Source organism: Psychromonas sp. L1A2 (assembly GCF_009828855.1).
Taxonomy (GTDB): domain Bacteria; phylum Pseudomonadota; class Gammaproteobacteria; order Enterobacterales; family Psychromonadaceae; genus Psychromonas.
The window spans coordinates 1895149-1912366 of record NZ_WUAG01000001.1 but is presented as its reverse complement, the minus strand read 5'-3'; the positions used below and the strand labels follow the sequence as shown (position 1 = coordinate 1912366).

Annotated in this window: 10 protein-coding genes; 4 read left to right on the top strand and 6 right to left on the bottom strand. The window is 30.0% G+C overall.

What is annotated here, in order from left to right:
• Nucleotides 1-151 precede the first annotated feature (151 nt).
• From GQR59_RS08180 to GQR59_RS08170, 4 genes are all read left to right on the top strand, one after another.
• Nucleotides 152-4480, top strand: coding sequence for a DUF3883 domain-containing protein (locus tag GQR59_RS08180; RefSeq protein ID WP_160061504.1), 4329 nt, complete (start codon nucleotides 152-154; stop codon nucleotides 4478-4480).
• Nucleotides 4481-5387: 907 nt separating this feature from the next.
• Nucleotides 5388-6344 carry an ATP-dependent nuclease gene (locus tag GQR59_RS18470; protein WP_201288039.1) on the top strand — a complete coding sequence of 319 codons (957 nt, stop codon included), beginning with the start codon at nucleotides 5388-5390 and terminating at the stop codon, nucleotides 6342-6344.
• Entirely contained in the window at nucleotides 6304-7203 is a 900-nt protein-coding gene (locus tag GQR59_RS18465) for an ATP-dependent nuclease (RefSeq protein ID WP_201288038.1), read from the top strand. The genes GQR59_RS18470 and GQR59_RS18465 overlap by 41 nt, the downstream gene beginning before the upstream one ends.
• Before the next feature lie 142 nt (nucleotides 7204-7345).
• Nucleotides 7346-9115 (top strand): ATP-dependent helicase, encoded by a 1770-nt coding sequence (locus GQR59_RS08170; protein ID WP_201288037.1) that lies wholly within the window; start codon nucleotides 7346-7348, stop codon nucleotides 9113-9115.
• 2104 nt (nucleotides 9116-11219) lie between these two features.
• On the opposite strand, the gene GQR59_RS08165 is transcribed toward GQR59_RS08170, so the two are convergent.
• The 6 genes from GQR59_RS08165 to GQR59_RS08140 form a co-directional block, all read right to left on the bottom strand.
• The gene (locus tag GQR59_RS08165) at nucleotides 11220-11867 is read right to left on the bottom strand and encodes an MOSC domain-containing protein (protein WP_160061502.1); all 648 of its coding nucleotides are present in this window, start codon (nucleotides 11865-11867) and stop codon (nucleotides 11220-11222) included.
• 90 nt (nucleotides 11868-11957) lie between these two features.
• A complete protein-coding gene (locus GQR59_RS08160; RefSeq protein ID WP_442966182.1) occupies nucleotides 11958-12374 on the bottom strand; it encodes a group II truncated hemoglobin in 417 nt (138 codons plus the stop codon).
• A 166-nt stretch (nucleotides 12375-12540) separates the two neighbouring features.
• Nucleotides 12541-12999 (bottom strand): DUF4174 domain-containing protein, encoded by a 459-nt coding sequence (locus GQR59_RS08155; protein WP_160061498.1) that lies wholly within the window; start codon nucleotides 12997-12999, stop codon nucleotides 12541-12543.
• A gap of 705 nt (nucleotides 13000-13704) precedes the next feature.
• Nucleotides 13705-15783 carry a putative bifunctional diguanylate cyclase/phosphodiesterase gene (locus GQR59_RS08150; protein WP_160061495.1) on the bottom strand — a complete coding sequence of 693 codons (2079 nt, stop codon included), beginning with the start codon at nucleotides 15781-15783 and terminating at the stop codon, nucleotides 13705-13707.
• A gap of 412 nt (nucleotides 15784-16195) precedes the next feature.
• Nucleotides 16196-16510: a DUF202 domain-containing protein gene (locus tag GQR59_RS08145; protein WP_160061493.1), complete on the bottom strand. Its 315-nt coding sequence runs from the start codon at nucleotides 16508-16510 to the stop codon at nucleotides 16196-16198.
• Nucleotides 16511-16533: 23 nt separating this feature from the next.
• Nucleotides 16534-16902: a YidH family protein gene (locus GQR59_RS08140; protein WP_442966181.1), complete on the bottom strand. Its 369-nt coding sequence runs from the start codon at nucleotides 16900-16902 to the stop codon at nucleotides 16534-16536.
• Nucleotides 16903-17218: the final 316 nt, after the last annotated feature.

The window sequence follows — 17218 nt, the reverse complement described above, 5'->3', positions numbered from 1 at the left end:
AATGATCAAAGTGGGTAGTTGATGTGATATATGTAAGTTACATTTTTAGTTAATTACTACTTATCTAATACTGAAGGATTTAGCTATCAAATCTTTAATACTCGAAAAAATTAACAATCGAAAAGAGGTTTATCAAACGTCTCCTGCTGATATGGTTTCTGCATATAATCGAGAAGTTGAGACTGAAAAAGAATATAACGGCAGGCAATTATTAGAGTTGTTACAGAATGCTGATGATGAGTGTTCAAAAGAAGTCAGAATTGAATTAAATACGACTAATAATACTTTAACTATTTCAAATCGAGGGGAAAAAGAAAAGTGTACTCCATTTAGTTTCAAAGGTATTGAGTCATTAATGATTTCAAATTTGAGCCCTAAAACTTCAAAAAAGTATATTGGAAATAAGGGATTGGGATTTCGTTCAATTATTAATTGGAGTGAGAAAATATCAATAAACAGCAAAGGGTTAAATATTGAATTTTCTAATGCAATAGTTAACCAAGTATTTGATGAGTTATTCACGCCAGAAGAACGTGCTGAAATAAGAGAGGATCAAAATTTACCAGAAAGTGTTTATCCGATACCCTTCCTATCAATTCCTAAAATTTCAGATAAAGCTAATAACGACTGGGTTACAAGTATAAGAATAAATTATAAACCTAAATTTCTAAAAGATATCAAAAAGCAAATTAGTGGTTTAAAAAATGAAATATTACTATTTTTAAATTCGATACAAACTCTTGAAGTATATATTGATGAAGATCCAGTTCTATCTATTAACAAAGCTGATTTGTCAAAAAAGTGGACTGTTTTTGAAAAGAAAGAAAGGTTACCCTCAAAGTATTGGGATAAAGAAAATGAAGAAGAGTTTTATGATTTAAAAATTGCTCTTCAAGATGATTTAAGCTGTCATATTAAAGAACTTTTTGCATACTTTCCCACAAAATTAATTATTGATCTTCCTTTTATTGTGCATGGAACATTTGAACTCAATAGTTCTCGAAATGAAATAAACAATAGCCCTAAAAATCGATTTATTTTAGAAAAGCTAGTTGAATTAATAATATCCACAGCAAAGAAGCTAACTCAAACTAGTGTCAACTTTAAAGCGCTGGAAATGCTTTCATATTCAAATCCTAATAATGTATTGTTGGATCTAGGGTTTTATGATGCTATTGATGAAGCAATTGAAAATTTAGATATATTTCCATGTTTAGACGGTAGATATAGAAGTAAATCAGAAGTCTTATTCATTAACGATCTTTCAGTATTTGTTCAAAGTGTAAAGAAGGAGTATTTGTTTAAGAATCTAATAATTCCTTCGGATGGATCAATTGATGTTGCAACGTTTGATATAAAAAAAAGTATTAGTACAAAGCCTTTGACAGAGTTAAGTAAAAGTATTTCTTGTCTTAAAGAAAGAGCCTCATTGATTTTTATGTTTCATAAGTCGTTCAAACACAAAACTAAACTAGAATTTTTAGTTGATAGTAATAATGATGTAATTTCACTAGACGATGACGTATACACTCCCTCAACTCAAAATTTCTCTCTTCCTGAATATGTAAACATAAAGTTTATGCATAGAGAATTGTTTGCCCAGCTAGTAATTAAGTTTGATATTGAATCAAGTGATAAAACTAGGGAGCTACAAAAACTTTTAAATGAAATTACAAATATTCAACAATATCAGCCGGTTCCAGTAATACAAAAAATAATATCTAGCACAAACAAGTTAATAACTGATGACCCATCTACTAACGCTGAATTAATTAGTAAAATGGTTTTATCCTTATATGAGAATTATTTAAAATTCGATAAAACTCAGATACCTAATGTTACTAAAGTTCAGTTATTAAATAAAAGGGGGCTTATCTCAGAAACAAAGGATTTATATTTATCTAGCAGTTACCCATCTGGAAAACTGACTGAGTTTCTATTTGATGGGATACTTGATGATGTAAATTACCTTTCTGATTTTCATTCATTTAGTTTTACCGACCAGGATTTAGAAAGTGTTGAACAATTTTTTTTGTGGTTAGGTGTAAACAAATACACTAAGTTCATTACGCATAAAGACATTCAAAAGTATAAATATAGTAATTTTGTTTTTGAACATTATAAAAAGCCCATTAATTATAGAGGAAACTCTCATTCATATACTGAAATCTCAAAGTTCACTGAAATTATTGAAAAAATCACACTAGAGAAATTAGTAATTTGGTTTTGTTTAGATCCCTTAATCTATAAACAATTAGATAACTTTAGTAATGATGATATCTTTAAGTACTCCAAGGTTGGAGAGTCCACTACCAGTTATCAACATATAATTATTACAAAACCTTCCTTCATTATTTATAAAGTGAAATCAAAAGGAATTTTTAAAGATTTCTTTGTTGGTAACAATAACTGGAGTCCGTTAATTAATGAGCTAAAGTTTAATTTTGAATATAAAGGCTTTGAAAAATATGGTTTAAATCGAGCAGACATTGAAAGTGTACTAATAAAGCTTGGTTCTGTAGATAAATTTGAAAAGTTATCAATCGAGGCTGTTAATAGGATCGTTGACTCTTTGAAGAAGAACTCTTCTGAAGGTAAACAAACACAAGTAATTTATAAGCTCTGTATTAAACATTTCGAAAAAAACTCACAGGTTTTAGAAACTTCTAATACTGAATTATTTGCCATTAAAGATGATGTAAAAAAATATTTCCCTGTTAAAGATGTTTATTACAATGGCAACATAAAACTACCTAAACAAATAACCTCTTCGAAAGCCATTTTTAACTACCCTAGAAGGCAAAGCACTCCCAAAGTAATTGAATTTTTTGGTATAAATAATTTAAGCTCTCTAAAAATAGAAATTAAACAGAAAACGATATTAGAAGCTTTAAATGAAGAGTTTTCTACCTTCCTAGGGAAGATAACACAATATATTTTAGTATATAGAATTCAAAATATTGAAAAAGATAAAGAAGCAAAAGATGAGCTTTCGAAGTTAAAAAACATCTCAATTAATATTTGTGATTATGTACTGTATACAATTGATGAAGAGACATTTGAACTTGATAATAATGATTATGTAAAAGATAACAAAAACTATTTTATAAAAGTTGATAAATATTCTTCATTGGAAGAGCTAAGGCACTGTTTTGAATTTCAGGAGTGCTTTGCTGATATTATTGGCTTAGTTTTTGATATTCAAGAAACTAAAATATTTCGGGACATGATTAAGGAAGAAGATTCATATATAGAACAAACAATTCGCAATGATATTGGCGCAGATGAGCTTTCGAGAACCAGAGAACTATTAGGTATAACTGATGAATATTATTCATTTTGGAAAACTGTATATACATTGATTTGCAATGAATATGAGTTTGCTACTGATGAAGAGCTATTAGTAAGTGTTGTAAATGACTTACAGGTTGAAAGCGATATCACTGGCATTGTTTACTCAAACTTAAATAATTTTGATAGTTGTAAAAGTATCGCCTGTTTGTTTGAAGAGCTAAAAATAGATATAGCTGAATTTAATAATTGCAGATTTTCTTATTATGAAATTGATTTTTTTGAGTTTCATAAAATAAACTTGAAACAAGCCTTTGAAAGCAATTTATATGATTTTAAGAAAAAACTGTATTCTTGGTGCATAGATAACCATGAAGAAAAAAACTTCACTAGAATAATTAACAACTATGAATATAACAATAACTACATTAATAAAATTGCAGAGGCCAATAAACTAACCTTAAGTGTTGATTACAGTAAAGCTGTTCAGGTCTTTATAAGTAATAACTTTTCTTTAGATGGAGTAAATGCAACTGAAGTCGACTTCATTTCAATAGTTCAGCAGAACGAAATGAAAATTGATGTTGATAGCCTAGAAGGAAATATAGACTATCTAAGCCTCCTCTATTTTTCTCATAAAATAGAAGTAATAACAGATCATATTGCTGCGAATTTAGCTAAGAAGCAAGAAGCTAAATCCGAGCAAGAGGGTAGTGATTCAAAAGCTAAGAAGCCAATCAAAAAAGCGAAAGAAGCTACACTAGGCCTCCCAAATAAACCGAATAACCCTCGTGGGAAAAGTAAAAAACCATATAAGCATTCTTCGTCTAATGATAATCGTAAGAAAGAAATTGGAGATAGTTCTGAAGAATATGCTTATGAATACTTGGAAGATAAGTATGGTAAAGGCAAAGTTACTTGGATTTCGAAGGATGATGATAGTTATGGTTGCGATATTAAATACACAAATAGTGACGGTATTACTAAATATGTAGAAGTTAAGACCCTCTCTGGTAATAAGTTTCACATAACAAAAAATGAACTTAGTTTTTCAAAAGAAAAAGCTGACCTTTATGAGTTATTTCTGGTGGGAGAAAATATACATATTCTTAAAGATATTGATTTTGAAGATAAAAAACAATTTCATGTCGAAGGAAAAGAATTTATCGTTTCTTATAATATTGCCTAGTGGAAATGTACTGGTTCGAAATTTGAAAGCTGATGAATAGGTTTGCTTTCTGTTACTAACAATATATATCTTTTTTACTTTGTTATAAGACTAAATCGATTTATGTTTTGTCCCCGTTACGTTTGATAATTCAACTACCCAAATACACAAAATGTGCATTCGGGTTTACTTCGTTACTGGAGTAAAGCCAGAATACTAAACCCCCAGTTCAACGGAATCCCAATCATCATCTTTAGATATACCGCTACACATAAAGGCTATTTCAAGGACTGGTGAAATAGAATAAAAAATGATCCTCAAGCTTTGAAAAGAGTATTGAAAATGGATTAGAAGCAGGTAAATATGTGTTAAATAATTTATATGCATTAAGAGCAAAAGAAGCGTTTAAAAACAATGATTTACTGGTTAAAGCTGTTCAACATAATGACAACGCATTAACTACTGTTTTTGCTCTTTAAAAGAACTCTTCAAAGGCATTCGCTACAATAGTTGATTTAGGCAATCCATATTTAATTCAAATTTCTGAATCTGATATGAAACTATTTAATGAAGTGATAAGCGATAAATCACTAATCAATGACAAAGACCGCGAGAATTATCAGATAAATTAAAACTCGATTTACAGAAATACTCAAAGGAAAAAGTTGAAATAAGTCGTGTTCAGCTTCGAGAGAAAGAGCAAGTTCGTAAATTGAGTCAAGAACAGGTATTAGATAAAAAATGATAAAGGGCCATAAATAAAATAAGAATTTAAGGCATACTAAATATGGTGCATAATCTAATTATCAATTTGAGTAAAATAGTTGCAAGTTATTTCTATTTACATAAAGATTACACCTTCATTAGAAGTGAAATATAGATAACAAAAAAATAACAATTAAAGTGCTCTCTACAAAGGTAAAGTTAAATGGCTATTCTAATTAATGAAGTAAGAATTTCAGGTTTTAGGGGGATTGCAAACTTAGAGATGTCTTTACCAAAAGTCGCTGTTCTTATAGGGCAAAATAATGCAGGTAAAACATCTATTATCAAAGCATTACAGCTATCTTTAGGCGATTACTCTCGGCATTTAACTGATGAGGACTTTTACATTGATAATAATGATGCTGCTCAACTAGAAATAATTATAGATATTTTGATTGTACCTGTCGATGAAAGCAGTAAACGAATAAATGCTTTTTTGGACGAGTGGGTAGAGGTATTTGGTGAATTGGTTCAAGCAGATATTGAAGGGAATGACTTTGTTGGGATTAGAACTATCTGCGAGAAAGATAGCATAAAAGGTGGCTTTAAAGTTACTCGTTATCCGTTGTCTCGTTGGGGGGGATTTGAATACTGGACTGATGATAGCGCAAAAATAAATAATAAAATACTCAAACGAATTGACGTTATGCCATTTATAGCTATTGATGCCCAGAGAGATATTCACCTAGAATTACGTGAAAAAACATCATACATTGGCAAAGTATTATCGGACATAAATTTTGAAAGTGATGATAAAGATGCACTTGAAGAATTAATCGCAGAACTTAATGAAAGTGCTATAGATAAAAGTACAGTGTTAAGCGATCTCAAGACTCATCTTGATACTTTAAGCCAATCCTTTGAGGGACAAGGGCAAGCAGATATCACTCCTTTTCCTAAAAAAATTAGAGATTTGGCAAAAAGGTTTTCTATTCATTTTGGTGAAGATGCTACTAACTCTTTCTCTATGGAATATCATGGGATGGGGACAAGAAGTTGGGCATCAATGTTAACTGTTAAAGCGTTTATTGAGGTTTTAGAAAAGAAACATATCGCTGAAGAGGAGTGTTTTTTCCCTATTGTTGCAGCAGAAGAACCTGAAGCACATCTACACCCTTAAACAACTTACTGACATTAAAGGCCAAACTATAATAAGCTCACATTCCCCTTATTTAGCTGCACTGGCAAACCAACAAGATCTAAGAGTCATAGCAAAAGTTAATGGGCAAGGTACAAGTGTATTTTCTCTTAAGGAGGGCTTGCCGCCAGAAGAATTAAGAAAAATTCATCGTGAAGTTATACATTCCAAGGGTGAATTATTATTTGCTACAGCAGTAGTATTATCTGAAGGGGAGACTGAAGCTCAGGCACTTCCTTTGCTTTTTGAAACGTATTTTAAGAAAGCTCCGTTTATCTTAGGAGTTAACTTTATTGGAGTTGGAGGGTCGGGCTCTAAATATAAACCTTATCTAACTTTTGCTAGAGATTTTAATATTCCAGTCTTTATTTTCACTGATGGGGAAGATAAACCGATCAAGGGCTTACAGAAAGTTTACAGCGAAGTGTATGGAGAAACTGATATCACCACTGCATCCAATATAACAATATTAGAGGGGACTGATTTTGAAGGGTACTTGTTAGATGATGGATTTCAGGGGGAAGTTGAAACGGCAATAAAGGCTCATGATGGTGATGATCGTATTTCTAAATACATTGCAAAAAAACAAGGAAAGCAAACTAAAGCTGTCTTATCGGATAAACCAGCATGTGAAACTTGTTCACAACCTATCTATGAATGTGGTGTTTACGACTATTTAGGAGATGCTGGTTATAGAAAGGCAATTTTGGAAATTTTAGATTCTGATAAAACCAAATATGCGAAAGTTGTTGCTGACCATTTATGCAGTTTACAACCTGATGCTTTACCACCAAAAATAATCGCATTGTTTGAGCAAATTAAGGCAGGTATAAAAATATGATTTCTCTTTCCAATTTGCAGCAAGAAATAGTCGAGTTTGATCTAAAAACACCAATACAAATATTAGCATCGGCTGGTTCAGGTAAACAAGGGTATTAACAGAAAGAATTAGATACATCCTTAAGAATACTAAAAAAGATAAAGTGTTAGCTCTCACGTTCACTAATCAAGCTGCTTATGAGATGCAAGCGCGTCTTGCTGATTTTGATGGTGTTGAAGAGAGAACTTGGGTATCAACAATTCATTCAGTTGCCCAAACTATTATAGAAAGTTATGGGCATACTATCGGTTTGTCTAATGATTTGCATATCTATGAGCGTGATCAAGATCGAATGGAGCTTTTTTTACAATCGTTAAGAGACAGCAATATTGATATAGATGAATACTTGAACATAAATGATTCTGCCGAAAAACGTAAGCGTAATCAGGTCATGCAAGGATATATGGATGCTTTTTCTGAAATTAAACGGGAGCTATTAACTGAACGCTTAGAAATTGAAGAGCGCTATCCAAGTGAACAAAGATTTTATGATATATACCAAGACTACCAGCAAGCATTATTAAACAGTGGCGGTATCGACTTTAATGATATTTTATTCTTGGCATATAAAATATTGAATGAGCATTCAAATATAGCAAGAACATATCAAATTATGTACAAGCATGTCTGTGTCGACGAAGCCCAAGATTTAAATAAAGCCCAATATGAATTAATAAAAATCTTCTGTGGGGAACGAATAAAAAGCCTTCTAATGGTAGGAGATCCTAATCAGATGATTTATGGGTTTAATGGTTCGAAAGATTATTTTGAAAATGACTTTCTGAATGATTTCAATCCAAAAACTTTCTCGTTAAAAGAGAATTACCGTAGCAGTAAAGCTGTTATTAATGTAGCTAATTCCATTAAACCTAATTCCCAAATTAATCATGAAATGGCTTATGAAGGAGGTGTCACAATTCAGCCTTGCTTCAATGAGTCTATTGAAGCTAATTGGGTCACTAATACTATTGAATATTTGATGAAGTTAAAATCTCATAAAGACATAGAAGGTGAAATTACCCTAGACAAAGTGGTAGTTATTGGAAGAAATAAATTTGTATTCAAAAAGCTCCAAGAAAAGCTGGATGAAAAAAACATTATGTACCATTTCAATAAAGGTGAGCGACAAGCCGAACCCGATTCTTTATTTGGCAAAATTTTAGATTATGCAATTAGGTTAAAGTTAAATCCTAAAGATTGGATTGATGGTAAAAAACTCTGTTCTTTACTTCAAGTTGAACAACCTAAACAATGGGATGATGAGAATCTTTTACAAGAATGGTCAAATGTTGTTGAATTATCAGACTTACCTTTGGCAAGGGTTCAAGCTTTTCTATTAATGAAGATTAGCAGTCTTAATATTGAAGCTCCAAACATTCCGAAGTTTTGTAAAAATATTAGAGATAATATTGAAGAATATAAAGCAGATGATTTATCTGACTCAGATATAAATGAATTGGATATTAGTATTCAAGAACTTGATGAATTTAGAGGCCGATGGACTGCTTTCAAAGCTGATGGTCTAGGATCTAGCCTCAAATCGTTCAGAAATGCTATGACATTAGGAAAACTGGACTCTAAAACGCAAGGAAAAGGGTTAACACTAAGCACTGTACATACTATGAAGGGGTTAGAGAAAGATATCGTTTTTTTAATTGGTATGTGTGATGGAGTTTTTCCTGATTATCGTGCAACGAGTCCAAAAGAATTAAACGAAGAGAAAAACAATGCTTTTGTAGCTGTTACACGTGCAAAGAGGTGGTTATATATAAGCTATCCACAAAATAGAATGATGCCTTGGGGTAGTGAAAAATATCACCAAGCATCAAGATTTATAAGAGCATTATCTAGTAATACTATGATTAATGAATAGAATGACAAACTTTATCGTCTGATAAATTATGATAACGGCGCATAAATTATGGCCTTGAGAAGTTTAATATTTAGTTAAAGCAGAAGCTTACTATTTCTTAGTAAATTTCTGCTTTGATCATATCTTATTCTTCTTGATGCTTACCTTTCGTCAACGCAAAATACCGCTATTAGATACGCTTCTCATAATAGATATGGCTTGAACTATTTACTAATTCACTTGATATTTTGCAGGAGTTACTCAAGGATTATAAAGAGTAGAAATTAAAGACAATTTTTAAATTATTAGAAATATCCCCATCTCCGATAATAATTAAGTTGTTAAAGCCATTACCAATAAACCTACTTTCAGAAAAAGGCGATGCTCCTAGTGATTATATTGAACACATACTTTGCTTAGCAACGAAACTTTGAGAAATTATAAGCTACCAAATAAACTATTAAACACCGAAATTCGTTATAAATAAAAGGGCGCTTGTTTCACATTTTCATCGTGCACTGCAAAAAGCACATTATTACGGGCCTTACAACAATACTGGTTAAATACGCAGTTGTTATAGGTGTTTAAACATAAGGGTACTTGTTATAATTTTTATATACACAGTCTGTATTCAATAAGCTATGAAATCTAGCCTTATTAAACTTTAACAACCAGTAACAATCCAATTCTTAATAATTTATTTTACTATTCTTAACCTACTTGAATAGTTAAATAACTGACTTGTCAGAATCTCGCTCAATTTAAGTCTAATATAATCCCTAGATAATTGTCTGCTAACAAATCAATGAATTGGAAACTAATAAACATATTGGATTAAAGAGAATCTTAAGCACCCATTAAATAATTTAATAAATAGTTGGTTAGGATATAAATTTCAGGTAAAAATTATAAGTGCTTAGTAGATAACTAAGTGAAGTTTTAAATATTGTTGGCTGGTTATATTTCAGTTGGTTAACAGATAAGTAACAAACCCAATTAAGTAAGTTAACAAAGTTAATAATATTTAATTAACTGTAAGTAAGAGGCAAAATGTTTAATGGTAACTTAGATTTAGAGATGAGTTTTCTGTGTAAAATCTACGGGTAATATCAACCACAAAAGTCTCAGATTTTACGTGACAGCATATAGTAACGAACCTACAAGTTAGCTCTGTGAAATCTATGGGTAATAACAGCTGTAACAAGCTTAGATTTTACGTAGAGGCGGAAAAGTTAATTATATGAAGATTAATTAACTTACAGAGATATGAATGTGGAAAGTAATCATTTATTTTAGAAAAAAAACTGCTAACTTTTCTGATTAAGAGAGCAATAAATACGAATAGAATTATTATTTCCACTTTAAAACAATGAGTAAGCAACAATGTTAAAAATCTCACGGTTGACGACAATCTCATATTGAATGATTTTTACCACACAGACCATGAATAAATAAATATTACACATAACTGCGCATAATGTATATTATGTTAAATAGAATATTTAAATAAGGAATCTTCTTTGCTATCTACCAAAATAACCTATCGTATTGAACATAATTCTATTTAACATAAAATGTATAATATACTATTATCCTTATTCGGCGGTTTTGCGTTAAATACAAAGTTATAACGCTTAGACAGATTGTTTGTTAAAGCTTATTTATTAAGTTATATAGATAAACTTATATCATATTTCAAAATATTAACGATTAAATGGATTTTACAAGCTATTGAATAAGCCAATAAAACAGAATATACCAGTGAATAAATAAAATATGACTACATTTTCATCATTATAGAGTTCAACACAAGGAATTTAAGTTCATTCGTTTTATATGAAAACACTCTGAATCCCTTGCTACATATGAGGTTTACGTAATTTTTAATTTAAAATAATCGCTGTACATTAAAATCTGTAAGCTTATTAAGGTAATCTAGCTTAAATATTAAAACTGGGTACGATTTTTTCTAAAAATATTACTAAATGTTAAAATAAAATATAAATATAACTTAAAAATGAATATAATTATAAATTCATATGGCAGATTAAACCTGAAGTGCCCTATTAAAAAGTATAATTCATTCACTAAGCAGTTTAATATATTTAGGATGTTTTTTTAAAATCTAATTTAAAGAGAGTTTCTTTTTTATCTTCTCTTTCCATTCAGGTGCAAGTTCTTTTAAGCAGTAAGCTTCAGACAAAACACTTTTATAATCTATATAACCTTTATCAAAGTAAGCTTGAAAAAGTTTTCTAATTGAGATGTTATGTGCAGCTTCTTTTTCAAGAATAACTTCGTCACCTGTCTTTGCTACTCCTGGCTCTATCACTCGAAAATAAATACCAGTACAATAATATTGAGTAAAAAGTTTTAAGATACTTTTATTATCGAGAGCTATACCAAGTTTAAAACAAGGCACTCTAGGTTGACTAACTTCAAGTAGTGCAGTACCTATCCTAAATTGATCTCCGATATAAATATATTCTTCAGATAAATTAGAAATAGTAAAATTCTCTCCAAACATACCAAATGATATATTTTGATTTTTAAGTTCTTTTTTCCAATGTTCATAATGGCCAGAAGAAAAAGCATAAACCGCTTTGTGTTCTCCACCATGGTTAATAAGATCAGCTTGTTCATCGCCAATGATATTAAGCTTAGTAATAGCAATTTCATTAAAGGTTGGAGATTTAAAAATACCTGTTTTAATTTCTTTTTTATTATGAAATATTGTTTTTGTTGTTGAAATGTTAGTGGAAATTATTTTCATTCTAAATACCTTGTGAGAATAAAGGTGTAAAAAAGACAAATAAAATTATTAACTAAAATAGTTTAAATGATCGAACCACCCTTTTAAATTTTATTGATTATTGGAAAGCATTCTAATTCTTTCAGCAGGTACTCTTAACTGCGTCATTAAATAAAGTTTAAAAGTATCTTCATAAGGTTGATTATCGACAGATTTTTTCATACATAAGAGCCATGCTTCAGTTTCTTCAATACCAACTTTTAAATGTTTATGCGCCATAGGAATGTTAATGCTTCCAAAGTGCTTAGCATATAGTTTAGGACCACCTAGCCAGCCAGATAAGAAATAAGATAACTTTATTTTAGAATCGGATAAGTCTTTTGAATGCATACTTCTTATATTTTTTGCTTTTGATAGCGTATCCATATTCATATAAAAATCATTCACCAGTTTTATAATGCCTGGCAATTCACCCGCCAATTTATAAGAGCGATCACCTACACCATATATTGTATTGTTAACTTCCACCATATCCCTCAACTTACACCTGAAACTAAGTCACTTATTCTACTAAAAATTAGATAGCTTATTTAATTTAATTGGTTTGGGTATTTTTAAAATACACCAAAGGCTATTTATTTATTATTTATTATTTATTATTTATTATTTGAATCCAAGTAATAAAACTAGTGAGTTATTCGATGCTATTTTTAATTTCTTGTTGTCTCATCGGCATGCTATCAACCTCTTCGAAAATGAAATTCAAATTAAGCTCGGCTCCTTTGGCTTTTATACCACCATCTTTACCGATCAGCAGTACTTTATTTCTTTCTATTGGAAACCTATTTTTAGTGTTACTTATAAACTCATTTGATAGTTTATTTGGGTAATTTGTCATTATTTCTGACTCTTTTATTATAAACCAAATGAGTTCTCGTTCATTTATTTGAGCTTTATATTTAGTTAATAACCTTTTATTTTCAATATCGTCGCCGTTATCTTCATTACTTAAATAAATTAATATAATTCTATTTTCCCAAAGTAATTGTTCAATGTTTAGAAGTTCCTCCTGGTCAGAGTAAACAAATGTAGAAAGTAAAAAACTCATTACTAATGTTATATATTTAAAATATTTTGCTTCAATCTTTAACATAAGTATCACACCTTACCAATATAAGTTTATAAATGAATTTTGGTTTAAAAGATCAATTAAAGAATATATAAAGGTCTAACAATACGTCTAACTATCACAGAATAAATAGATAAACCTCCATAATTTCTTCAAACTTACTACATATTTCACTTCTATAGTGTACTCATTGAAACGAAATCTTAAATAATAATTTAAAAGTGAGAAAATACAGATGAAAAATAAATTAACATTAGTAGCATCAATATTAGTACTAAGCTTTACGTTCACGTCACAAGCTAATGCAAATAACTATAATCATAACGACAACCATAACCAGAGTCATAAGCATTCACAAAATCACTCAAATCATTATTCAAAAAGCGCACATATAAATTCATATAAGCACCAACAAAATAATAAAAACCGAATTACGCATAAAAAAGTTATTCATCGAGTAGTAGATCAAAAATATCAAAATGTAAAATACAGGTCTTCAAATACAATAATCAAAATTGAAAAAACGCATAGCCCATTATTTACTATAGTACTTTGGTAAATAACTATAATAATAAGCTAAAGAAAAATGTTTAACTTAGTTGGCATATCCAAAATCATCACTAAAATGATTGTAGATATACCATTTTCTTTTATTGTTACCTGTTGTGATGGGTTATGGTGTTAAGAATATGATTATAGATTTAAAAGATAATGCAATGGCAATACTTATTAAGTAATAGAATTTTTACTAAGATTAAGCATCTTCTCTTGTCGTAATTTTTGTTGATTGGGATCGCATAATGAGTTTTTTAAATCTTCCCAAGATATTGGTTTGCAGAATAAATAACCTTGGATCATATCGCAGCCTTGTTCTAACAAAAATGAATATTGCTCATAATATTCAACACCCTCTCCTACTGTTTTTAATTTATATGACTCTGCAATCGAAAGAATAGCTTTGATCATCGTAGACTTAGTTTTGTCTGCTGAACTTAAGTTATCAATAAAAGTTTTATCTATTTTTAAACAACTCACGGGATAGTTTATCAACTGAGAAAATGCTGTATACCCAGTACCAAAATCATCTAATGTAAGATTAATACCTAATGCATTAATTTCTTGAAGTGTTGAGACACTCATTAAATCAGCTTCTACTAAACTAGTTTCAGTGACTTCTAGTTCAATTTGTTGAGGCTTTATTTGATATAATTCTAATAATTCTGTTAATCTCTTAACAAAATTAGGGTTATGTAATTCTACTGATGAAATATTAATACAGAATATTAAAGGTATTAAATTTAATAAAGAGAACTCATTTTTTATTTGCTTAAAAGTGGTTTCAATAACCCATAAGTCTATGTTTTTTATTAAGTTATATTCTTCTGCTATTGGAATGAACACTTCGGGCCCGATAGATTGTAATGTCTGATCGTTAGCCCGTAACAACACTTCAACACTGACCATATTCAAACTTTTAGCATCAAATATTGGCATGAAATTTAAATAAAACTTATCTTGTATGATGGCGTTTTTGATTTTTTCAGCAGTTTGTTTACGAAAAAATATATCTTGAGATACTGTTTGGTTAAAAACCTTAAATCGATTTTTCCCATCTTTTTTTGCATAATACATTGCTGAGTCAGCTCTTGCTAATAACTCATCAAATGTATTAATCTCTTCACTTAATTGTGCAATGCCTAAACTTGCTCGAGCATAGGTTTCATGTTCTTCAAGTAAAATGGGTGAGTCCCAAACACACAGTAAACTGGCGGCAAAGTTTTTTATTTGGCTTTCTTTTAAACCTAAAATAACTAATGCAAATTCATCTCCAGATAATCTAGCAAATGAGTATTGAATATTTTCAATACTGTCTAAATAGCTCTGAATATGTTGGGAAAATCCTATAAGTAATTGGTCTCCTACTTTATGACCATAGGTATCATTTACTTTTTTGAAATCGTCTAAGTCTAAATAAAACATGTATAGTTTTTGACGATTAACACGGTATGATATTTTTTTGTTAGTCCAATTGCTTATGCCTTGACGGTTAAATAACCCCGTTAAAGAGTCTGTAATTGACATACGTTTTAAAATATTATGCTGAAAAGTGACTAGAAATATAACAGTGATTAACCAAATTAATAATATAAGTTTAAGCAAATTTGCTTCTGTTATGAGTTGACCATATAAAACAATACTTTGTATTTCAATATGATAGTCACCAATAGTGTGCATGCCATCGGTTAATATTTCTAAATATGAAACGTTTGATAATTCGACTTGGCTGTTGCCAAAGCCAACTTTATATTGCTCTACCCACCAATTATCAACTTGTAGTGCATCGAAAGGAATTACAACAGGTAATTCATGTAAGCCAGGGGCATAGGCAATACTATTAAACTTGAGTGATACAGGATCTGTTAAATTAGAATAGGTATCATTAAAATTTCTAAATGTAATTTTTAATTTGGCTTTATCAGAAGGTGTTGTGTATGTGATTCTAGCAGCTAATCGGTTGAATTTATTTAAGTCTAAACCATTACTTCTGGTTCCATCAGTCAGTGGGATACCAATGCCGCAAAAGTTGTATCCCTCTTGTTTAGTTAATTTACACTGTATCGATATGCCCTGTTTTTCATCTACATCTGCATCTACGTACATGCTATTTATCAGGATTTTAGGCTTTTCGTTAGTGTTAATTAAAATGGGATATGAAGTATCTACTATGCCTAATCGATGTGATAAAAATGCCATGATAGATAAGCAGAATAAACCAATAATAACTTTAACATTTATATCTGAGAACACAGCCAATCCTTTTGCGATAATTGAATAAACTCTAAGATGGATCCATTCCTATACAGCTGCCATACAATAATAGTATTAAAGTAACATATTTATCAATATACATGAACTAAGATATTTTTAATATCAAACAGGTACTTATAAGGGAGTGTTTGTATTTCTACTTATTCTCAGTAGCGAAAAATAGTAATATAGATGAAGATAAATAAATGAAAGGAAAATATACAATACAATTAAGGTCTTGTGATATGTACAAAAACGGTGGATGAAATTTATATTGCTTGGTTTATAACTTGAATAATATAGTGTTTATATTTAGGACGTCTCACTTAAAAAGTATCTTATACTGAACCTTTAATAGCGACCTTTTATTATTTATAAAATCTCAGCAGTTGAATATTTATTTTTTGACTTTTTACAGGCTATTATTAGATATAATTTTACTTATAATATACATTCCATAAATATTAGCAGATACAAAAACAGCTATAGACAATAGTTTTTTTACGATTACTTCCAGGTGTCCAACGGTTATTTGATTCTGAAAAGATTGTTTAAATCTATTTTTATTACAAAAAGAGATGCCAATAACAACAAATATTAACCCAGCTCCAATAGTGATTAAAACAGTTTCTTCAGTTTCTCTACCTATTTTAAAAAACAGTAAGCTCATTGCCAATATTAACAAAGAAGTTCTAAACCAAGACATTAACGTACGTTCTGACTGCAAACCTGGATCTTTATTTATGGGTTTCATAAGAAAATAACAACAATAACGATTAAGCTAAATAAACAGATGAGAACACTCATTATTTGAATAAAACTTGTATAGTTAAGTTCTTCTTTATTCCTCATTGAGGCTTCATTGGATGCCCACCGACGATAAGCGAATATAGACAACACACCAGAACAAAGACATAAAAAAGCAGATAGAAAATGCCTTATCAATAAATTGCCTAAATCAGGTGTAAATTGGTCTAAGGCAACGGCTCCAGCTAATAAAGCAAGAGCGGTTCTAATCCATGCCAAATAAGTTCGTTCATTGGCTAAAGAAAATCGGTAATCTGGTGCTTCACCTACCTTTCTCCAATTAATATTACGTTTTGTTAATCTATTGCTCATTATTGCATCTGATATTTTATGAAAAAAAGTGAACGTAAACATAATTTAACATATAACTATTTAGCAGCCCTTACCTTATTTAACCTATTTGTTGATCATGGTATTTGTCTATATTGAGTAGTAGAAGTATCTAATTTAAGAAAATGTAAAGCCCTAACAATAACAATTTATTGTTAGGGCTAATATCATAGATTAAAGGAACTTTTACAATTTAAAAATTTAAAAAAATCAACATATTCAATGTATATTTAATAAAAGTATTAAGTATCTACATTTATTTACGCGTAAAATTAAATTTTTTATCTACCGTTTAAAT

Bases quoted from the DNA above. Each gene is read 5' to 3' on its own strand.
- GQR59_RS08155 (WP_160061498.1), bottom strand. From the start codon at position 12,999: ATGTTAAAGATTGAAGCAAAATATTTTAAATATATAACATTAGTAATG.
- GQR59_RS18470 (WP_201288039.1), top strand. From the start codon at position 5,388: ATGGCTATTCTAATTAATGAAGTAAGAATTTCAGGTTTTAGGGGGATT.
- GQR59_RS08140 (WP_442966181.1), bottom strand. From the start codon at position 16,902: ATGAGCAATAGATTAACAAAACGTAATATTAATTGGAGAAAGGTAGGT.
- GQR59_RS08165 (WP_160061502.1), bottom strand. From the start codon at position 11,867: ATGAAAATAATTTCCACTAACATTTCAACAACAAAAACAATATTTCAT.
- GQR59_RS08180 (WP_160061504.1), top strand. From the start codon at position 152: ATGGTTTCTGCATATAATCGAGAAGTTGAGACTGAAAAAGAATATAAC.